Origin of the sequence: Vibrio sp. ArtGut-C1 (assembly GCF_002105475.1) — a bacterium.
Classification (GTDB): Bacteria; Pseudomonadota; Gammaproteobacteria; order Enterobacterales; family Vibrionaceae; genus Vibrio; species Vibrio diabolicus.
Genome location: NZ_NCTH01000025.1, coordinates 26,035 through 43,200, shown reverse-complemented (window position 1 = coordinate 43,200; position 17,166 = coordinate 26,035). Strand labels below are relative to the sequence as shown.

Sequence of the window (17,166 nt, the reverse complement as noted above, 5' to 3'; positions counted from 1 at the left end):
GCCTCTTGTTGTATCAAATATCTATGTTTCTCTTTGACTTACAAACTTTGCTGGTGCGCGTCGATAAGTTCGTTCATCTTCGCTTCTGCCGCTTGCTGTGCTTGTTCATAGCTCATATCCGCAGGGAAGAGGTTGATGACTTCGTAGTAACATTTTAGTTTTGGCTCAGTACCAGAAGGACGAACAATCACGCGTGATTGATCTTCTAGGTGATAAATCAATACGTCACTTGCCGGTAAGTCAATGGATTCTTCAGAGCCGTCGTCAAACATGCGAACCGATGTTTTTAGATCTTCGGTTACTGCAACTTTTTTACCAGCAATCTCTGTTGGTGGGTTTGCACGGAGCTTGTCACCGATTGGTGGAGAGTTCGGGTCGAGAGCGATACTGCGCTGCGCGTTGAAGTAGAAACCGTGCTCGCGGTACAGTTCTTCCAGTTTATCCCATAGTGTTTTGCCTTGAGCTTTAAGTTTACCTGTTAGCTGAGCAAATGCGACGATTGCAGATAAACCATCTTTATCCCACACCTTGTTACCCACGGTATAACCGAGCGCTTCTTCATAAGCAAACAAGAATGGATTTGCTTCTGTCTCTTGCTCCATGGCAACGTTAGTAAGCCATTTGAAGCCTGTTAACGTTTGGTAGTATTGGGCGCCATGCGCTTTGGCAATGCTACTCAGCATTCTTGATGATACGATGGTGTTGCCAACCAGAGCGTTAGATTGCTGTTCTAGCAAGTAATCGCCAAACAGTGAACCCACTTGGTCGCCGGTTAACATCTGATATTCGCCATCTGGGCGTTTAACTGCCACGGCAAAACGGTCTGCATCTGGATCGTTAGCGCAAGCGATATCTGCATCTACGGACTTACCTAATGCCATCACCATATCCATTGCACCGGCTTCTTCAGGGTTTGGGAAGTTGACGGTTGGGAAGCTGCCATCAGGTTCGCGCTGTTCCTTAACACTTGCCACTTTTTTGAAGCCAGCGTCTGCGAGGAGCGTTTCCGCCATATTCGCCCCAACGCCATGCATCGCAGTGTAAGCGATAGAAATATCGGTGTTGTTGTCAGGAGTAAGCAGCGCGTTTTCGTTCATCGTTTTACGGTAAGTTTGGTAGTAGTCGTCTTCCAACCAAACTAACAAACCGTGCTGTTTTGCATCATCGAGAGACATTAAAGGTAATGGCTTCGTTGTTGCGTCATCAATTTTCGCTGCGATTCCAGAGTCGTGTGGAGGAATGATTTGTGCGCCATTCTCCCAATATACTTTAAAGCCATTGTACTCTGGTGGATTGTGGCTAGCGGTAACAACAACAGCGGCCGCAGCATTCAATGTACGGACACCAAACGCAACAATTGGGGTTGCTGCAACGTCATACGTTAGGTAAACCTTGATGCCAAGGGCAGTCAGTACGGAAGCGGTATCATGCGCGAATTGTTTTGAATCAGGACGACCGTCGTAGCCAATAACGACACCACGACTTGCGGCATCTTTGACTTGCTCTAGCAAATAGTTTCCTAGGCCAGTGGCTGTCTCTTGGATCACCAAACGGTTCATTCGGTTTGGACCTGCGCCCACTTTGCCGCGTAACCCTGCTGTACCAAAGGCAAGGCGCGATCCAAAGCGATCAGTAAGCTCTTGTTCATTATTTGTATCGACGAGGTGTTGTAGCTCTTCGCGAGTCTTAGGATCAGGGTCTCGTTCTAGCCATTGAGTAATTAGTGCTGTCATATCAATCATTCCTTAGTAGGGGGCGCCTACTTTCTTGGACACTTCGTTTTGTAAGTATCTCAATGTTTTCTTTTAAATTAATGTAAATGGTTCTCAATTACATTTCAAAGAGGGCAATCGATAAACCGAATTAATTTTTCTTATCCGAACAAAATTTAATCATATTTAATTTCTTGAAGAACCTTGGAACTATAACTAGCCTTTTAACATAAATATAACAAACCGTGTCGAAATCGTAGTTTTTGTGATTTTTCGTAAAGTTGTTCGATATTTGCATCGGGACGCAAGGAAGCTCGCGCAAGCGTAGCGGCTGAGCAGAGGAGAGATCTTTTGAAAAGATTAACGACTACTCTAGCCTTATCACTGAATGTGATTTTAATCACATTCTCCTCTTTCAGTTGGTCAAAGGAAAGTGACTACAACATGACCAAAGGGGTCACAGCGATAAGTGGGCAAGTGTATGAATTACATATGCTGATTTTCTATATCTGCTGCGTAATTGCTTTGATTGTATTTGGTGTCATGTTCTATTCCATCTTTCGTCATCGCAAGTCAAAAGGAGCAGTTGCCGCACATTTCCACGAAAGTACAAAAGTGGAAATTATTTGGACGGTTATACCCATCATCATTCTTGTCGCCATGGCGATTCCCGCAACGAAAACTTTAGTCGCAATGGAAGACACAAGCCAATCAGATATCACGGTCAAGATCACAGGCTCGCAATGGAAATGGCATTACAGCTATTTTGGTGAAGATGTTGAGTTCTTCAGTTTGCTTGCCACCAGCCAAAAGCAAATTGATGGTATCGAGACAAAAGGCGCGCATTATCTATTGGAAGTAGACAACCCTTTGGTGTTGCCTGTGAATCGCAAAGTGCGTTTTTTGATGACTTCTGATGATGTCATTCACTCATGGTGGGTGCCGGATTTTGCTGTCAAGAAAGACACCATCCCTGGTTTTATTAATGAAGCATGGACAAGAATTGATGAGCCAGGCGTATATCGCGGTCAATGTGCGGAGCTATGTGGTCGTGCACACGGGTTCATGCCGGTGGTGGTGCATGCGATGGAAGAAGAAAAGTTTGATGAATGGTTAGCGAGTAAGAAGGAAGAAATCGCACTTCAAAAAGCGGCGGCACAAGAAGCGCTCTCTCAAGACTTATCCATGGATGAGTTGATGTCGCAGGGCGAATCGATATACACGTCGCGTTGTGCTGTGTGCCATCAGGCTAGTGGTGAGGGGATTCCGGGTGCATTTCCCGCGATTAAGGGCAGCCCTATCGCAACAGGCCCAATTTCAGAGCACATTGATGTGATTGTGAATGGCCGTCCGGGCACTGCAATGCAGTCTTTTTCGAACCAGTTAAGTGACAAAGAAATTGCCGCTGTCATTACATATCAGCGAAATGCATGGGGCAACGACACTGGCGATACGGTGCAAGCATCCGATGTGAATGCCTTTAAGGCACAAGGCAGTGCTAAGGAGGAAATATGAGTAAGCCAACAGATAAGGCAGTGAAGTCTGCGCCAGCGGAAGCCAGTGCAAACAGTACCATTGCGATTGATGATGGCCATGATCATCATGCTCCCCAAGGTATTGCTCGTTGGCTGTATTCCACAAACCATAAAGACATTGGCACCCTGTACCTTTGGTTTAGTTTCGCGATGTTTCTGACTGGTGGTGCGATGGCGATGGTCATTCGTGCCGAACTATTCCAGCCTGGACTTCAGCTGGTTGATCCACAGTTTTTTAATCAAATGACTACGGTACACGGTTTGGTGATGGTGTTTGGTGCTGTGATGCCAGCATTTACGGGCCTTGCTAACTGGATGATTCCAATGATGATCGGGGCTCCAGATATGGCGCTACCTCGCATGAACAACTTGAGCTTTTGGATTCTACCTTTTGCATTTCTTATTTTATTGAGCTCGTTGTTTTTACCTGGCGGCGGCCCCGATTTTGGCTGGACGTTCTATGCTCCGCTGTCCACGACTTATGGCCCAGATAGCACCGCGCTGTTTGTATTCTCTGTTCACATCATGGGGATCAGCTCCATTATGGGCGCGATCAACGTTATCGTGACGATCGTAAATATGCGAGCTCCGGGAATGACTTGGTTCAAGTTACCAATGTTTGTTTGGACTTGGTTAATCACCGCTTTCTTATTGATCGCGGTTATGCCGGTATTAGCGGGTGCGGTGACGATGGTTCTTACTGACAAATATTTCGGGACTAGCTTCTTTGATGCCGCTGGTGGCGGCGACCCGGTGATGTTCCAACACATCTTTTGGTTCTTTGGTCACCCAGAAGTGTACATCATGATTTTACCGTCGTTTGGCATCATTTCTGCCATCCTTCCTGCTTTCAGTGGCAAGAAGCTGTTTGGTTATCATTCGATGGTTTACGCGACGTGCAGCATTGCGTTGCTGTCTTTCCTTGTGTGGGCGCATCACATGTTTACAACGGGGATGCCAGTTTTTGCAGAGCTTTTCTTTATGTATTGCACCATGCTGATTGCGGTACCAACAGGGGTGAAAGTCTTTAACTGGGTCGCCACCATGTGGCGTGGGGCTCTGACATTTGAAACGCCAATGTTGTTTGCCATTGCCTTTATTGTGCTCTTTACGATTGGCGGTTTCTCGGGATTGATGCTGGCAATTGTGCCGGCGGATTTCCAATATCATGACACTTACTTCGTGGTTGCGCATTTCCACTATGTGTTGGTATCTGGTGCCGTATTCTCGATTATGGCGGCAGCGTACTATTGGTTACCTAAGTGGACAGGCAATATGTACGACCACAAGCTGAGTTTGTGGCATTTCTGGTGCTCGATTATTTCAGTTAATGTTTTGTTTTTCCCGATGCACTTTCTAGGTTTAGCGGGTATGCCAAGACGTATCCCGGATTACGCTATTCAGTTTGCTGATGTCAATCAAATCGTCTCCATTGGTGGATTTGCGTTTGGGTTGTCACAATTGATCTTTTTATGGGTGGTGATTAAGTGTATTCGTGGCGGTGAAAAGGCCGCTGCAAAACCGTGGGAACGTGCGGAGGGCTTAGAATGGACGGTGCCAAGCCCGGCGCCCCATCATACGTTTACTACGCCGCCTAAAGTCGATTAGAAACGAATAGGGTGAGTGAGATGAAACCGAATCCATCAAACAAAAAGCTCACAGTGAAGTTGCTTTTAGCGACCCTTTTGATGTTCGGGTTTGGCTACGCACTTGTCCCATTGTATGACGTAATGTGCGATGCACTGGGTATCAATGGAAAAACAAGTGAAGTGGCCGCCATTCAACCAACTGGTATGCAACCGGATATGAGCCGAACCATTCGCGTGGAGTTTATGGCGCATGTAAGCCCCGATATGCCTTGGGAGTTTAAACCCAAAGTGATTTCGATGGACGTTCATCCCGGTGAAGTCGTGCAAACCGAATACCTTGCATTTAATGAAAGCGGGCAGAAGTTGGTAGGGCAAGCCGTTCCCTCTGTTTCTCCCGGGAATGGTGCCGCTTATTTCAATAAGATTGAGTGCTTTTGTTATAACCAACAGCCTTTGGATGGCAAACAACAAGCTCAAATGCCGTTGATTTTTTATATCGAACCGGACTTACCGGGGTCGATACACACGTTAACGCTGTCTTACACACTCTATAAACTTCCCCCTCCTACAGGTTCTTAGCCACTCAAGGAGAGAGATACAGACCAAGGCTGGTCAGTAAGGAGAGAAATTATGAGTAACAAGCCAGGAACATATTATGTTCCCGCTCAAAGTAGCTGGCCGATCATCGGTGCGTTTGCTCTATTTTTAGTTGCCGTTGGTGCAGGAATGACCGTTCAGGGGACACAAAGTGAAGGGGCTGTGGGAACCATTGGTAGCATTGTGCTAGCGGTAGGTTTTCTGTTCTTGCTTTACATGTTGGCGGGCTGGTTTAGTAATGTGATTACTGAGTCACTGAGTGGAAAGTACAGCTCACAAATTACTCGTTCTTTTCGCCAAGGGATGAGCTGGTTCATCTTCTCTGAAGTGATGTTTTTTGGTGCCTTTTTTGGTGCGTTATTTTACGCCAGGATGATTTCTGTGCCTTGGTTAGGTGGGGCAGATAACAACTTCATGACCAACGAGGTTTTGTGGCCAACCTTCGAAGCGATGTGGCCACTCACACTGACTCCGGGTGGAGAAACAACACAAGCTATGCCGTGGCAGGGCATTCCCCTTACTAACACTGTTTTGCTGCTATTATCGTCGATTACGCTACATATGGCGCACATAAGCCTTGAAAAAGACAAAAGAACGGCACTGATTGTTTGGTTGGAAATCACCATCGTGCTTGCGGGCTTTTTCCTATATTACCAAGCGGTCGAGTATGCTCATGCTTATCAAGAAATGGGGCTCACGTTGCAATCTGGTATCTACGGAAACACCTTCTTTATACTGACTGGTTTTCACGGTTTGCACGTTTGTCTTGGGACGATTTTCTTAATCGTATTATTGCTCCGAATCGCTAAAGATCATTTTTCACCAAAGAACCATTTTGCCTTCCAAGCAGGTAGTTGGTATTGGCACTTTGTGGATGTGGTTTGGTTATGTCTATTTGTGTTTGTGTACGTGCTGTAGGTGCATTGGGCGATTAGTAAGGACGGGGATTCGGAGCCAGCCAGCCTGAACTGAGCGCAATAAGTAGAAGGATAACTACTAAAGCGGAGAACATGACTCGACGGCCTAAGTAATGACTCATAGGTTTGTCTCTTTTTTCGGGATTATCTGGGTCTTCACGAACCATTTCGATAAGCGCTTTTGCGAGGTTGAAGATAATGAAAAGCAGCAAAAGGACAAGCGTCAGTTTGAATAGAAATACGGTGGACATAGCACCTCCGGTTTCATCGTTGTTGTTATCAAGACAATTATGGCTATCGAAACGGTTTTGGGTTGCAGTTGGTTTAACTGTGGTAGTGTTTTCTCTTTTGGTCAAACTGGGTTTTTGGCAGCTTGAGAGAGGGCAAGAAAAACAGGCTTTGGAACAAGCCATTCTTGCGCGAGCGGATAGTGCGTACCAAGCATTAGGCGAAGTTCTTGAAGAAAACGATTGGAGAGAAGGCAGCATTCTCGGGAAAAAAGTGGAAGCTAATGTTGTTCCTCAGGCGTTTCCCGTGATTTTACTGGATAACCAAACGCATCAGGGCAATGTGGGCTATTTAGCATTTCAGATTGTCTCTATGAGTGATGAATCAGGAACCTATGCATTATTAGAGCTTGGTTTTTTGGAGGGAATAGCAGATCGTTCAGTATTACCAACCGTCACAACACTCGAAGTGTCGACCTTTATCACGGGACGTCTGTACCGAAAATCTGCTAACCCGTTGAGCTCTGAATTAATGCCAGAAGTTGGCGATGCCATTCGTGTGCAGAACCTGAATATCGCGCAACTGAATCAGCTACTTAATATTGAACTTATGCCCGCAGTCTTGCAGCCAGACAATCTAAAAAATTGGCCTTACGACTTTCCTTGGAACCCATTGCCACTCAACAGCGCCAAGCATTTCGGTTATTCGATTCAGTGGTTTTCGATGGCGGGCGTTTTCTTATTATTGACCTTAATTGTTTTTGTTCGTTGGCAAAGAAAGTTGCGTCACATGGAGGTGAAGCATGACATCTAAAGTAACCAAAGGGCGGCTAATGTTGATTGCGTTGGTGTGTACGTTTGCGCTTCCTGCCGTCATCGCTAAGGTCATTCTCACCCAAGGGTGGTATCAAAGCGGTGTGACCAATAGAGGTGTGTTAGTTGAACCATACACAACGTTAGAGCTACTTGGTCAAGAGTCCCCACTCAAGGAGCACAGGTGGCAACTCGCTTATGTTTTACCTAATGAGTGCACAGAACAATGTAGGCAGCAGCTTTACCTGCTTCAGCAAAGCCATGTCGCTTTAGGAAAATATCAAGAGCGTGTGGTGCCGGTGCTTTGGCAGACAGAGTTGTCCGGTACCGTAGATGTATCGATGACGACAATGCAAATGAATCAATTGGTTACCGCCAAAGTGAAACCCGGACAAATGTTAATCGTTGATCCTCTGGGGCAATTGGTGATGTCTTACTCGCCAAAACCGAATGAAGATTTAGTCTCGTTCAACAAAGGTATGTTGGCGGATTTACGCAAGCTCTTAAAATTGTCACGAGTTGGTTAGAAAGGGGCGTATATGAAGTTAATTCAGTTGGTTAAATTCAGTTTGCTCCTAACTTTCGTGGTGATCATGTTAGGCGCGTATACTCGCCTTTCTGATGCAGGGTTAGGTTGCCCTGATTGGCCCGGCTGCTATGGGCATCTTGCTGTGCCTCATCAAGAAGAAGATGTAATACGTGCCAATCTTAATTTCCCTGAACGGGCTGTCGAGCATGAGAAAGCATGGCTTGAAATGATTCATCGCTATTTTGCAGGAACGTTGGGTTTGGTCATTTTTACCATGACAGTGATATCAATGAGGTCTGAGCGCGTGAATCCTACTATTCCGATGCTGCTCAGTATACTGGTGGTCGGGCAAGCACTTTTGGGGATGTGGACCGTGACGCTCAAATTAATGCCAGTCATCGTAATGCTTCATCTGCTTGGTGGATTTACTTTACTGGTTCTGCAGGCGATTTTTTACTGTCAGTTAAAAGCGCAAAATAATCTCTATTTCTCTCCATCTTCCAGCTCGCTGCGAGGCTTCTCATTATTGGTTTTTCTGGTTGTTTTTATGCAGGTGCTGCTAGGAGGGTGGACTTCGTCAAACTATGCCGCGCTCATGTGCACCTCACTGCCGATTTGTGAGGGAGATTGGATGAGTCATCTCTCATGGAAAGAGGCGTTTTCTTTCTGGCAAACCGGATTCGAGAATTACGAGTTTGGTGTATTAGAGTATCCCGCAAGAATGACCATACATGTTACGCATCGCCTCGGTGCGATGGTCACCGCCACTGTCGTATTGGCTTATAGCATTATGCTCATGAGGCAAGATTCCCATCATTCACAGCGCATTGGAGGATGGTTACTACTCACTTTAGCGTGTCAAGTTATGTTGGGCGTGAGCAACGTTGTATTCCAACTTCCTATTTATGTCGCCGTGGCACATAACTTGGGTGCCGCCATTATGTTGAGTCTTGTTTGTGTGAGTCAGTTTTATTTGTGGCAGGGCAAAAAAGCTTGGAGTTACACCGCGAAAGGAGTTCGCTATGAGTAAAGAAATCGCACTGTCGTTAAATGAGCGAAAGCGACTAAGTGCCGTTTATTTGAAGTTAACGAAGCCTAAAGTAGTCGCATTAATGCTGGTGACGGCCGTTGTCGGGATGAGTTTAGCGCCTGTTACTGAGTTTCCTTGGTTGCAGGCGGCGGTTGGCCTAACAGGCATTGGTTTGATGGCAGGCTCCGCGGCAGCGTTTAATCACCTGATTGACCGCCGCATTGATGCGAGAATGGCTCGGACACACAAACGTCCGTTGCCATCGGGTGAAGCTAAGCCGTTATCGGTGATAACCTTTGCGACGGCGTTAGGCGTCATAGGGTTTGTTCTTTTATATGCGCTGGTCAACCCACTGACGGCATGGCTGACTTTGATGAGTTTACTCGGCTATGCGATGGTGTACACCATGTACCTCAAACGCGCTACTCCGCAAAATATCGTAATTGCAGGTATTGCGGGTGCGATGCCGCCTCTTCTCGGTTGGACTGCCGTAACAGGGCACTTGCATGCGAATGCTTGGCTGCTTGTGATGATCATTTTTATCTGGACGCCACCACACTTTTGGGCACTCGCAATTCATCGCGTAGAGGACTATCGTAAGGTGGATATTCCAATGTTGCCAGTGACACATGGTATCGAGTACACCAAAACTTCCATTCTGTTGTATACAGTATTGTTGACGTTGGTTTGTGTGCTGCCGGTGTTGGTTGGAATGGTCGGCGTAGTTTATCTTTTTGCCTCGTTACTACTTAACGCTGGCTTTATGTACCATGCATGGAAGCTAAAATACGCGCCAGAGCCCAATACCGCGATGGAGACGTTTAAATTTTCTATCTATCACCTTTTGGCGTTGTTCATTGCATTGCTTTCGGATCACTATATTGGCTTGTAGCCTCTCTTTAAACAGAAAACGCCGCGTGGTTCGCGGCGTTTTTTGTTTTGATGCTTTGGCTTTAATGCAAAGTTTCTAGAATTATTGAATCTCTAACAATTCAACATCAAAGATCAAAACACTTGCTGGTGGAATCGGGCCTGAGCCACTTTTGCCATAACCGAGCGTGCTTGGTACGAAAAGGCGGATTTTTTCACCTTCGACCATGTATTGTAGGCCTTCTTGCCAGCCTTTAATGACTTGGTTAAGACCAAACGAAATTGGCTCACCGCGATTAACGGAGCTATCAAACACAGTGCCATCAATCAACGTGCCGTGGTAGTGCACTTTGACTTTGCTTGTCGCGGTTGGGTGAACCTCACCTTCGCCTTTTTCAAGAACAATATATTGAAGACCACTTTCTGTTGTAATGACGCCTTCTTTCTTCGCATTCTCGAGCAAGAATGCTTGGCCTTTCGCAAAGTTTTCATCCGCTACTTTATGGTTTGTCCAAGTACGGTAAATGAAAAAGCCCGCCAGAATGAAAATAATGAGAGGAAACAAAAATTTAGACACGTAAGCTCCTTGTCTATTTAGGTTGTTTTAGCAAATAGTTAATGGTTTCTGCCATGGCTTCGACGCTGTCATGACCACTAGTAATGACTTGGTATTTTCCATTAACGATAAAGGCTGGAACGGAGTTAATTTGGCCGCGAGTCGTGATCGCTTCTGCCTTAGTGATGTACTCAAACAGCGTTTTTTGCTGTGCTTCATCTAAATGGTAAGGGCTGATAAGGTTGCGAGACTCAAAGGCTTTCTCTACGGCGATTTGACGTTCCTCAGCAGTCGCATCAGGACCCATTTGTACGGCAGCAAAAAGATCCGCCATAAATGCTTTGTCAGGTGTCGACTCTAGTTGCATGACTGCAGTGTAGAAGATGATGGCGCTTACTTGTGCACTTTCATTGAAAGTTACATGCATTTTTTCAACGCTTTGCTCGGTCAATGATTCAATTTGAGGGACAAACTCTTCCATTGAGCGACAGTGGCCGCAAGTTAGGGCAAAAGCTTCTGTCAATGGCGCCAAATCATATTCTTCAAGGGATACAGGCAAAACTTCGTATTGTTTGCCTTGCTGAGGCTGAGTGTTGCCGCTATCGCATGCCGACAAGGCCATCATGGCGGCAATCACAGCAAAGCCTTTCGATATGGTTTTTAACATAATAATGCTCTAAGTAAGAAATTTGCGTTAGTTTATCGGTTAACGATAGTGACTAAAACCATTAAATAACAATAAAGTGAGACGATTGGTAACAGACTTTTCCTGATGTGTAGGCTGCAGGGAGATATTTTGGCATCGCTTTTTATTTGAGAGATACTTGATATTGATTCCAGTGGCATGAACGCTGCATATACAAACCAATCGGTGGATAAAAGCGCTAAAGATTTGGCGTGTTTTGTCGACACAATGGACAAGAGTTTTTCTAAGTTGGTAGTGGTATGAAGCAGTGGTTTTTAATTGTTTGCGGCATTCTGACTGGGTGCAGTAGCCTTGATCAAGACATGGTTCCTGGCGGGAACATTTTAGATACAGCTCCTAAAACAAACACCGAGCTGAGACATCCTGAGTGGGGCTATCCGAGTGCCTCCAGTGTGGCTTCTTCACCTCGCACGTATCAGACTGAGAGGGCATCAGTAAAAAAGTCGCAAAATGTGACCTCTCTGGAAATGTTTCTGAACAGGCACAATATTCCTCATGAGACACTCAGTGGCGGTCACTTAATGATACGTTTGAAAGAGCAAGTGCACTTTCAAACTGGCTCTGCTCAGTTATCAGCGCAATCTCAAGACTGGATTCGAAACATTGGTCACTATCTAGCAGGAAGAACGGATGTGGATGTCGTGATCGATGGCCATGCCGATAGCACGGGAGCTGCCAGCTTTAATGACACGTTGTCAGAAAAGCGAGCTCGTGAAGTGGAAAAGCAACTGCTGGCGACGAGTATTCCTCGTCAACGCGTGTTTTCTAGAGGTTTTGGCGAGTATGTGCCGCAGTGCAGTAATTCGACAGCCAGTGGCAAAGCTTGTAATCGACGCGTAGAGCTAACGCTGATCGTTGATGAGTAAGGCGATGGTTGGTCGATAAACTACGTCGTGTTGTTTTCACTAAGCCCTTATGTGTTTACTGGCGTTTCCGTCTGGGAATGAGCAAGAAGAGTGAACCCAAAGGCTAGGCATAGCAACGAGCAGCTAGACTGAATAGAAAAGAGGCACCTGTATGGTGCCTCTTTTACATCCGCCAATGTTCATAGGGGGAACTTAGGCAAATTCTTTTTCAACGTAAGCGACGATGTCAGATGACTCGTATAGCCACTGTGTTTCGCCATCTTTTTCGATACGCAGGCAAGGGACTTTAATTCGTCCACCACCTTGCTCTAGTTCAGTTCGATGAGTCGGGTTATTTTTTGCATCACGTAGCTCAATGTTCACTGACTGACGCTTCATTGCACGGCGGACTTTTACGCAAAAAGGGCAAGCTTCAAATTGGTAAAGTGCGTATTGCTTTGCTTTTTCATCAATACGTTGTTGTTCTTCTGCACTGCGTTTAATACCACGAGGTGAGAACACGGCGTTCAGCAATAAGATAACCTTGCCTAAAATCCAACGGATAAACTTCATAATGATCCCTTGATGTTCATTGGGTAATTGTCCTTTAAAAATGCAATCATGATGCTTGTTGCATTGAGCGTGAAGTCTATCAGTTGTTTGAAATGGATAAAACCATGCATTTTATGCGGAAAATAAGCGTTTTAACTTGCCCCAAAAGCCGCTAGTCGAAGCTGGGCTGGCTTCTCTACCTAGATAAAAGCTTTGCATCAGTTCGGTTCTGAATGCATCAACATCCATGCGTTTTACAACAAGCTCGTGTTGCAATGTATTCTGAGTTTGCTCGGCATGATCGTGCGCCAAGCTAAAGTCCATATTCAAATAGCCTTGAGTATAAAGCCAAAGGTGGGTTATCAAGATAAGGTCTTCTGCGGACTGGTTAGTGAACTTATCCGCGTGCTCATCACCCAAGGAGTCAGTCAGCACTTGCTGCATTTGCTGGGCAGAATGCGCATGTTGCTCATAGTTAGCGCTGGCTTCAATATGCGACTTAGTCAAAAGACCAAGCAGGTGAAGAGTAGGCGCCGTGGCGGGTTTGTTCTCACAAACTTTTGTAAACAGTTGTGACTGTTCTTTTAACCAACGTCGCTTTGCCGCTTTATGTTCTTTAACGAAGGGAATTTCTTTGAATCCCATCTCTTGACTCAGTTCACTAAGAGACGTCATGGCTTTTTAGTTCCTTCACCGTTACTTCGACGTGTTGATCGTTGATATCAACAAAAATAGAGCTGCCAGTAATCATAACAGAAAGGCTAGTGCCTCGGTCAAGGTGCTGACAAATCAAGTCGATAGCGTCGTAGTCAAAGCTTTCTACGTTGACGGGAAGCATTGAGAACTTTCCTGACATTTTATCCCACCATACCGTCGCTTTAGTGTTATAAGTGTAGACTTTCACGTGTTTTGCTAGGCGAGAGGCTTTCTTAATTCTTTCTGGTTCTGGTTCGCCAATTTCAATCTAGTGAGTAATGCTTTGATCATCGCCAACATGCCATAAATCAGGCTCTTCAATTGTAGAAAGCCCTTTCGTAAACTCTAAATTACTTTGAGCGTTTAAGCAGTAAGCTAAAACACGAGCCAGCATTCGTTGAGGTTTTTCTGAAGGGTGAAGGGCGATAGTTAGATTTTTAGAATCGTAATAGTCGTTATTCATATCGGAAATGGCGATACGAAATTTATAAATAGTCGGTTTAAGAGCCATGGATTTATATCGTTTTTGTTGGCAAAAATAAGTTATAGACAAAAAAATAGCCAGCTTTAGAAGCTGGCTATCGTATCAAATTCTTTAAGAATTAAAGTACTTTGATTTGCTCTGCTTGAGGGCCTTTTTGACCTTGAGAGATAACAAATTCTACTTTCTGGCCTTCAACTAGAGTACGGAAGCCGTCACCAGTGATTGCAGAGAAGTGAGCAAATACGTCAGGACCGTTTTCTTGTTGAATGAAACCGAAGCCTTTAGTTTCGTTGAACCACTTAACTGTGCCAGTAGCTGTGTTAGACATGTCTATTTCCTAAATATCTAAATAATGTAATCTTTCGCCTCAACGGCGCTTATAGCGTGGAAAAATAAATTGCTATTGCGTACCACAGGACGACGGGTTACAAGTAATCCAACGAAATGTGAAAACAAAGAACTTTCTTTCTAGCCGTGTTTGAGTCTAGGTTAATTCCACGAAGAGTCAACATATATTAGTGCTTTATGGACAAATATTTGTATTTAGTCACTATTTAACCAGCATGTTTTTGATTAAATTTCAAATAAATGACGGTGATGTGAAGTTTTTCAGCATAAAATTCAACTAAATCTATAAATTTGACTTATTTATATAATTATTGTCCAATCTGGTTCGACCATTAAGGAGGATTTATGGCAAAACCTAAAACCAGTCCTCAGCCGAATGAGTTACAACACGAGACCGATTTCGGCAGAGGTGAAATCAAGGACAATGCGTTAAAAGCGGTTGTCACCAGTCAATTGTTCAGAACACGAGTCGTAAAAGCGAAAAAAGGTAAAGGCAGCTTCAGTCGGAAAATGAAGCATAGAGGCAAAGAGCCCTATTCAAAGTTCTCCCCGATGTGGATTTTGAATAGGGCTTTTTTATTGAAGCTGGTTTTTATCAAACTATTCAAATTCAATGGTTTAGTGTTAGTCAAATCACTCTTATCTCACCTTATACTGGCTAGCTTTCTTCTTAAAACTAGACGCTGAAAAGTACCAAATAAGTACTAAAACCTACTAAGTTAGATTCATATCAATAGGAGCCGCTTCCTGTCCGACACCGCTCTGCTATATCTTTAGATCAGACAAAACAGCCGAGATTATGGTTTAAAAAGACTGGTGAGAAGTAGGTATGTCATCGACGAGTTATGGTACTTATGGTTGCAAGTGTACAAAAGCGTGTGCTTCTTTGTTACTACTATGGCTGTCTATTTGCCCGATGACGTATGCGCACAAGTCAGAGTCTCATTCTTTAATTGTTGCTAACTCCAAAGCTTGGAAGCCATTCTCTTACCTTAGCCCAGACGGTGAACCCAAAGGCATTTTGATCGACTTCTGGAAAGCGTATGCGGCGGACAACCAAATTGATGTTCAGTTTCTGCTTCTTGATTGGGAGGCTTCTTTACAGGCCGTAAAAGAGGGGCGTGCTGACTTTCACGCGGGATTGGTTTACTCATCGGAAAGAGCTGATTACTTGGATTTTGGCGCAGTTATCATGCCCATTCAAACTAAATTATATGTCAATCAAGACGTGCTTTCGATTGATGTCAAAAGTGTTTTAGCTGGTGAAATGACGTTGCCAATTGGTGTCGTTAAAGGAAGTTACGAGTCTGAGTTTATTAAGACGAATTATCCTAATGCGCCTATCGCAGAGTACATCAATAACGACACGATGATACAGGCTGCTGTCGCTAAGAAGGTGCTGTATTTTGTCGCGGACCTTCAAGTTGCTAACTTTTATATGGCAACTATGCCGGGAGCAGGCATGTTTGTTCCTGTAATAAATTTATATAGTAAAGACCTTCGGATTGCAGCAGGGTTGCATAGTTCTGCTTCCATTTTGGATGTCTCTCGAGCGTTTGAAAAAGTTATCGATACAGATCGAGAAAGGATCCTCAATCGGTGGAGTGTGGTGAAAACGGTCTATCCTCTTTATCTCCTACCTATTGCGATTTTCGTTATGGCGGTCGCGACTCTGTATCATATCTTCGCACTCAAACGCATGGTTGCGCTGCGCACAAGACAATTGACGATTGCTAACCAGCAATTGCTGGAGATGACGTTAACGGATTCCCTAACAAAACTCTACAACCGTAGACACTTGATTGAACAATTGGCGCTCTTGAATCACTTGCAGCGAAGCTTGACGGTAATGGTATTTGATATTGATGATTTTAAATCAATTAATGACCAATACGGTCATCTTGTCGGAGATAGAGCGATAGTGGCCGTGGCTGAAACAGCAAAATCAATGACTGATGAACGTATGACATTGGCGAGAATTGGCGGAGAAGAGTTCGCACTCGTGACGGCATCGCTCTCTGAGCGAGAAGCGCGCAACTTTGCTCAAATGCTCTGCAAAGCCGTGTACGAACAACCTATTATCCTTGGTGGGCAAGCGATTCATTTGAGCATTAGCTTAGGCTGCGCATACTACCCTGAATTTACTCACATCGTGAATTTACAAGACGCTGATCAACTGATGTATCAAGGTAAGTCTGAAGGTAAAAATCGCTCGGTGTTTCAAGTCATAACAGACAGCCAGGTTCAACCTGAGCTTCGTCAAGTCCCTTAGCGTTTTTGAGTCACCAATCGCTATTTCTAAATCCTCACTTGCTATACTCAATTGAATTTAAAATTATTATACCCGTTTCGATTCAAATTCTAGGTCGTGTCGGTACAAAGGGAAGGTATGTATAAAACGTTTTGTGTTCTCGCTTGTGTACTTCTCTCTTCTTTTTCTTACGCTGAGAGCGCTTTCGATATAGTCCAAAAGTCTGATCAAGCGATGCGCGGAAAATCCAGTTATAGCGAAGCCACCATGAAAATTGTTCGCCCTGACTGGTCACGTTCAATGACTATGAAGAGTTGGACGAAAGGTACGGAATTATCTTTGGTCTTGGTGACTGCTCCGGCGAAAGATAAAGGTAGCGCCTCGTTAAAACGTCATAGAGAAATGTGGAATTGGGTGCCGAGTATCGAGCGAGTGATTAAAATTGCGCCATCCATGCTCAGTCAGTCTTGGATGGGATCAGACTTCACGAATGATGATTTAATTAACCAATCTTCTATTGTTGTCGATTATCAACATCAACTGCTTCAAAGTGAAACCTTTGATGGTGACAAAGTTTGGGTAGTTGATGCACTTGCCAAGCCTGACGCCCCAGTGGTTTGGAGCAAAGTCAGACTGTGGATCTCTCAAACGAGCTTTTTACAGCGCAAAGTCGAGTTTTACGATGAATTTGATGAACTAGTAAATGTTTTGACGACTTACGATGTGAAAACGTTGGGTGGGCGAGACGTTGCGACTCGCATGGAGATGCAACCGATAGATAAACCAGGAAATAAAACGGTTTTGATTACGCACGAAGCGCAATTTGATTTTGATATCGATGATGACTTTTTCTCCCAGCAGCAAATGAAGGCTCTGCGAGATTAGGGTGGATTTTGGTTTAGATAAGAG

At 44.7% G+C, this 17,166-nt stretch carries 19 protein-coding genes and 1 pseudogene; 12 read left to right on the top strand and 8 right to left on the bottom strand.

The window, feature by feature from the left end; translation table 11 throughout:
* Positions 1 to 38 precede the first annotated feature (38 nt).
* Entirely contained in the window at positions 39 to 1,733 is a 1,695-nt protein-coding gene (locus B7360_RS18635) for a phospho-sugar mutase (RefSeq protein ID WP_085344328.1), read from the bottom strand.
* Positions 1,734 to 2,063: 330 nt separating this feature from the next.
* On the opposite strand from B7360_RS18635, the gene coxB reads away from it, so the two are divergent.
* The 4 genes from coxB to B7360_RS18615 are packed head-to-tail and all read left to right on the top strand — an operon-like array spanning position 2,064 to position 6,351.
* Positions 2,064 to 3,227 (top strand): cytochrome c oxidase subunit II, encoded by a 1,164-nt coding sequence (gene coxB / locus B7360_RS18630; RefSeq protein ID WP_085344327.1) that lies wholly within the window; start codon positions 2,064 to 2,066, stop codon positions 3,225 to 3,227.
* A complete protein-coding gene (ctaD, locus tag B7360_RS18625) occupies positions 3,224 to 4,855 on the top strand; it encodes a cytochrome c oxidase subunit I (protein ID WP_085344326.1) in 1,632 nt (543 codons plus the stop codon). The genes coxB and ctaD overlap by 4 nt, the downstream gene beginning before the upstream one ends.
* 20 nt (positions 4,856 to 4,875) lie before the next feature.
* Positions 4,876 to 5,415: a cytochrome c oxidase assembly protein gene (locus B7360_RS18620; RefSeq protein WP_085344325.1), complete on the top strand. Its 540-nt coding sequence runs from the start codon at positions 4,876 to 4,878 to the stop codon at positions 5,413 to 5,415.
* A 51-nt stretch (positions 5,416 to 5,466) separates the two neighbouring features.
* Entirely contained in the window at positions 5,467 to 6,351 is an 885-nt protein-coding gene (locus tag B7360_RS18615) for a cytochrome c oxidase subunit 3 (protein ID WP_085344324.1), read from the top strand.
* A gap of 13 nt (positions 6,352 to 6,364) precedes the next feature.
* Here B7360_RS18615 and B7360_RS18610 read toward each other — a convergent pair whose 3' ends face one another.
* A complete protein-coding gene (locus tag B7360_RS18610) occupies positions 6,365 to 6,601 on the bottom strand; it encodes a DUF2909 family protein (RefSeq protein ID WP_005391169.1) in 237 nt (78 codons plus the stop codon).
* Between B7360_RS18610 and B7360_RS18605 the strand changes: the two genes are divergently transcribed.
* From B7360_RS18605 to cyoE, 4 genes are read left to right on the top strand one after another with little or no spacing between them, the layout of a single operon-like run.
* The gene (locus tag B7360_RS18605; RefSeq protein WP_164673232.1) at positions 6,594 to 7,391 is read left to right on the top strand and encodes an SURF1 family protein; all 798 of its coding nucleotides are present in this window, start codon (positions 6,594 to 6,596) and stop codon (positions 7,389 to 7,391) included. The two genes, B7360_RS18610 and B7360_RS18605, sit on opposite strands and share 8 nt — an antisense overlap.
* Complete coding sequence (locus tag B7360_RS18600) at positions 7,381 to 7,917, top strand: cytochrome oxidase biogenesis cluster protein (protein WP_085344322.1); 537 nt, start codon at positions 7,381 to 7,383, stop codon at positions 7,915 to 7,917. Before B7360_RS18605 ends, B7360_RS18600 begins: the two co-directional genes overlap by 11 nt.
* 12 nt (positions 7,918 to 7,929) lie before the next feature.
* Positions 7,930 to 8,949: a heme A synthase gene (locus tag B7360_RS18595; RefSeq protein ID WP_085344321.1), complete on the top strand. Its 1,020-nt coding sequence runs from the start codon at positions 7,930 to 7,932 to the stop codon at positions 8,947 to 8,949.
* The gene (gene cyoE / locus B7360_RS18590; RefSeq protein ID WP_085344320.1) at positions 8,942 to 9,841 is read left to right on the top strand and encodes a heme o synthase; all 900 of its coding nucleotides are present in this window, start codon (positions 8,942 to 8,944) and stop codon (positions 9,839 to 9,841) included. The genes B7360_RS18595 and cyoE overlap by 8 nt, the downstream gene beginning before the upstream one ends.
* Positions 9,842 to 9,922: 81 nt before the next feature.
* On the opposite strand, the gene B7360_RS18585 is transcribed toward cyoE, so the two are convergent.
* Together B7360_RS18585 and B7360_RS18580 are read right to left on the bottom strand one after the other, a co-directional pair.
* Positions 9,923 to 10,396 (bottom strand): FKBP-type peptidyl-prolyl cis-trans isomerase, encoded by a 474-nt coding sequence (locus B7360_RS18585; RefSeq protein WP_005391162.1) that lies wholly within the window; start codon positions 10,394 to 10,396, stop codon positions 9,923 to 9,925.
* Between the two features lie 13 nt (positions 10,397 to 10,409).
* Complete coding sequence (locus tag B7360_RS18580) at positions 10,410 to 11,042, bottom strand: thiol:disulfide interchange protein DsbA/DsbL (protein WP_085344319.1); 633 nt, start codon at positions 11,040 to 11,042, stop codon at positions 10,410 to 10,412.
* Between the two features lie 278 nt (positions 11,043 to 11,320).
* Here B7360_RS18580 and B7360_RS18575 point away from each other — a divergent pair, with 278 nt between their 5' ends.
* Positions 11,321 to 11,947 (top strand): OmpA family protein, encoded by a 627-nt coding sequence (locus B7360_RS18575; protein ID WP_048625248.1) that lies wholly within the window; start codon positions 11,321 to 11,323, stop codon positions 11,945 to 11,947.
* Positions 11,948 to 12,139: 192 nt separating this feature from the next.
* Here B7360_RS18575 and B7360_RS18570 read toward each other — a convergent pair whose 3' ends face one another.
* The 4 genes and pseudogenes from B7360_RS18570 to B7360_RS18555 all read right to left on the bottom strand — a co-directional run bounded on the left by B7360_RS18570 (position 12,140) and on the right by B7360_RS18555 (position 13,986).
* Entirely contained in the window at positions 12,140 to 12,499 is a 360-nt protein-coding gene (locus tag B7360_RS18570; protein ID WP_005391159.1) for a glutaredoxin, read from the bottom strand.
* 111 nt (positions 12,500 to 12,610) lie between these two features.
* Positions 12,611 to 13,153, bottom strand: coding sequence for a hypothetical protein (locus tag B7360_RS18565; protein WP_046873701.1), 543 nt, complete (start codon positions 13,151 to 13,153; stop codon positions 12,611 to 12,613).
* Positions 13,140 to 13,685 (bottom strand): annotated as a pseudogene (locus B7360_RS18560) (YaeQ family protein). Before B7360_RS18560 ends, B7360_RS18565 begins: the two are co-directional and overlap by 14 nt.
* Before the next feature lie 91 nt (positions 13,686 to 13,776).
* The gene (locus B7360_RS18555; RefSeq protein ID WP_005375625.1) at positions 13,777 to 13,986 is read right to left on the bottom strand and encodes a cold-shock protein; all 210 of its coding nucleotides are present in this window, start codon (positions 13,984 to 13,986) and stop codon (positions 13,777 to 13,779) included.
* A 365-nt stretch (positions 13,987 to 14,351) separates the two neighbouring features.
* Here B7360_RS18555 and B7360_RS18550 point away from each other — a divergent pair, with 365 nt between their 5' ends.
* From B7360_RS18550 to B7360_RS18540, 3 genes are all read left to right on the top strand, one after another.
* Complete coding sequence (locus B7360_RS18550) at positions 14,352 to 14,693, top strand: alternative ribosome-rescue factor A (RefSeq protein WP_085344318.1); 342 nt, start codon at positions 14,352 to 14,354, stop codon at positions 14,691 to 14,693.
* Between the two features lie 142 nt (positions 14,694 to 14,835).
* Positions 14,836 to 16,278 (top strand): diguanylate cyclase domain-containing protein, encoded by a 1,443-nt coding sequence (locus B7360_RS18545; RefSeq protein WP_085344317.1) that lies wholly within the window; start codon positions 14,836 to 14,838, stop codon positions 16,276 to 16,278.
* A gap of 117 nt (positions 16,279 to 16,395) precedes the next feature.
* A complete protein-coding gene (locus tag B7360_RS18540; protein WP_006742052.1) occupies positions 16,396 to 17,142 on the top strand; it encodes an outer membrane lipoprotein-sorting protein in 747 nt (248 codons plus the stop codon).
* Positions 17,143 to 17,166 lie beyond the last annotated feature (24 nt).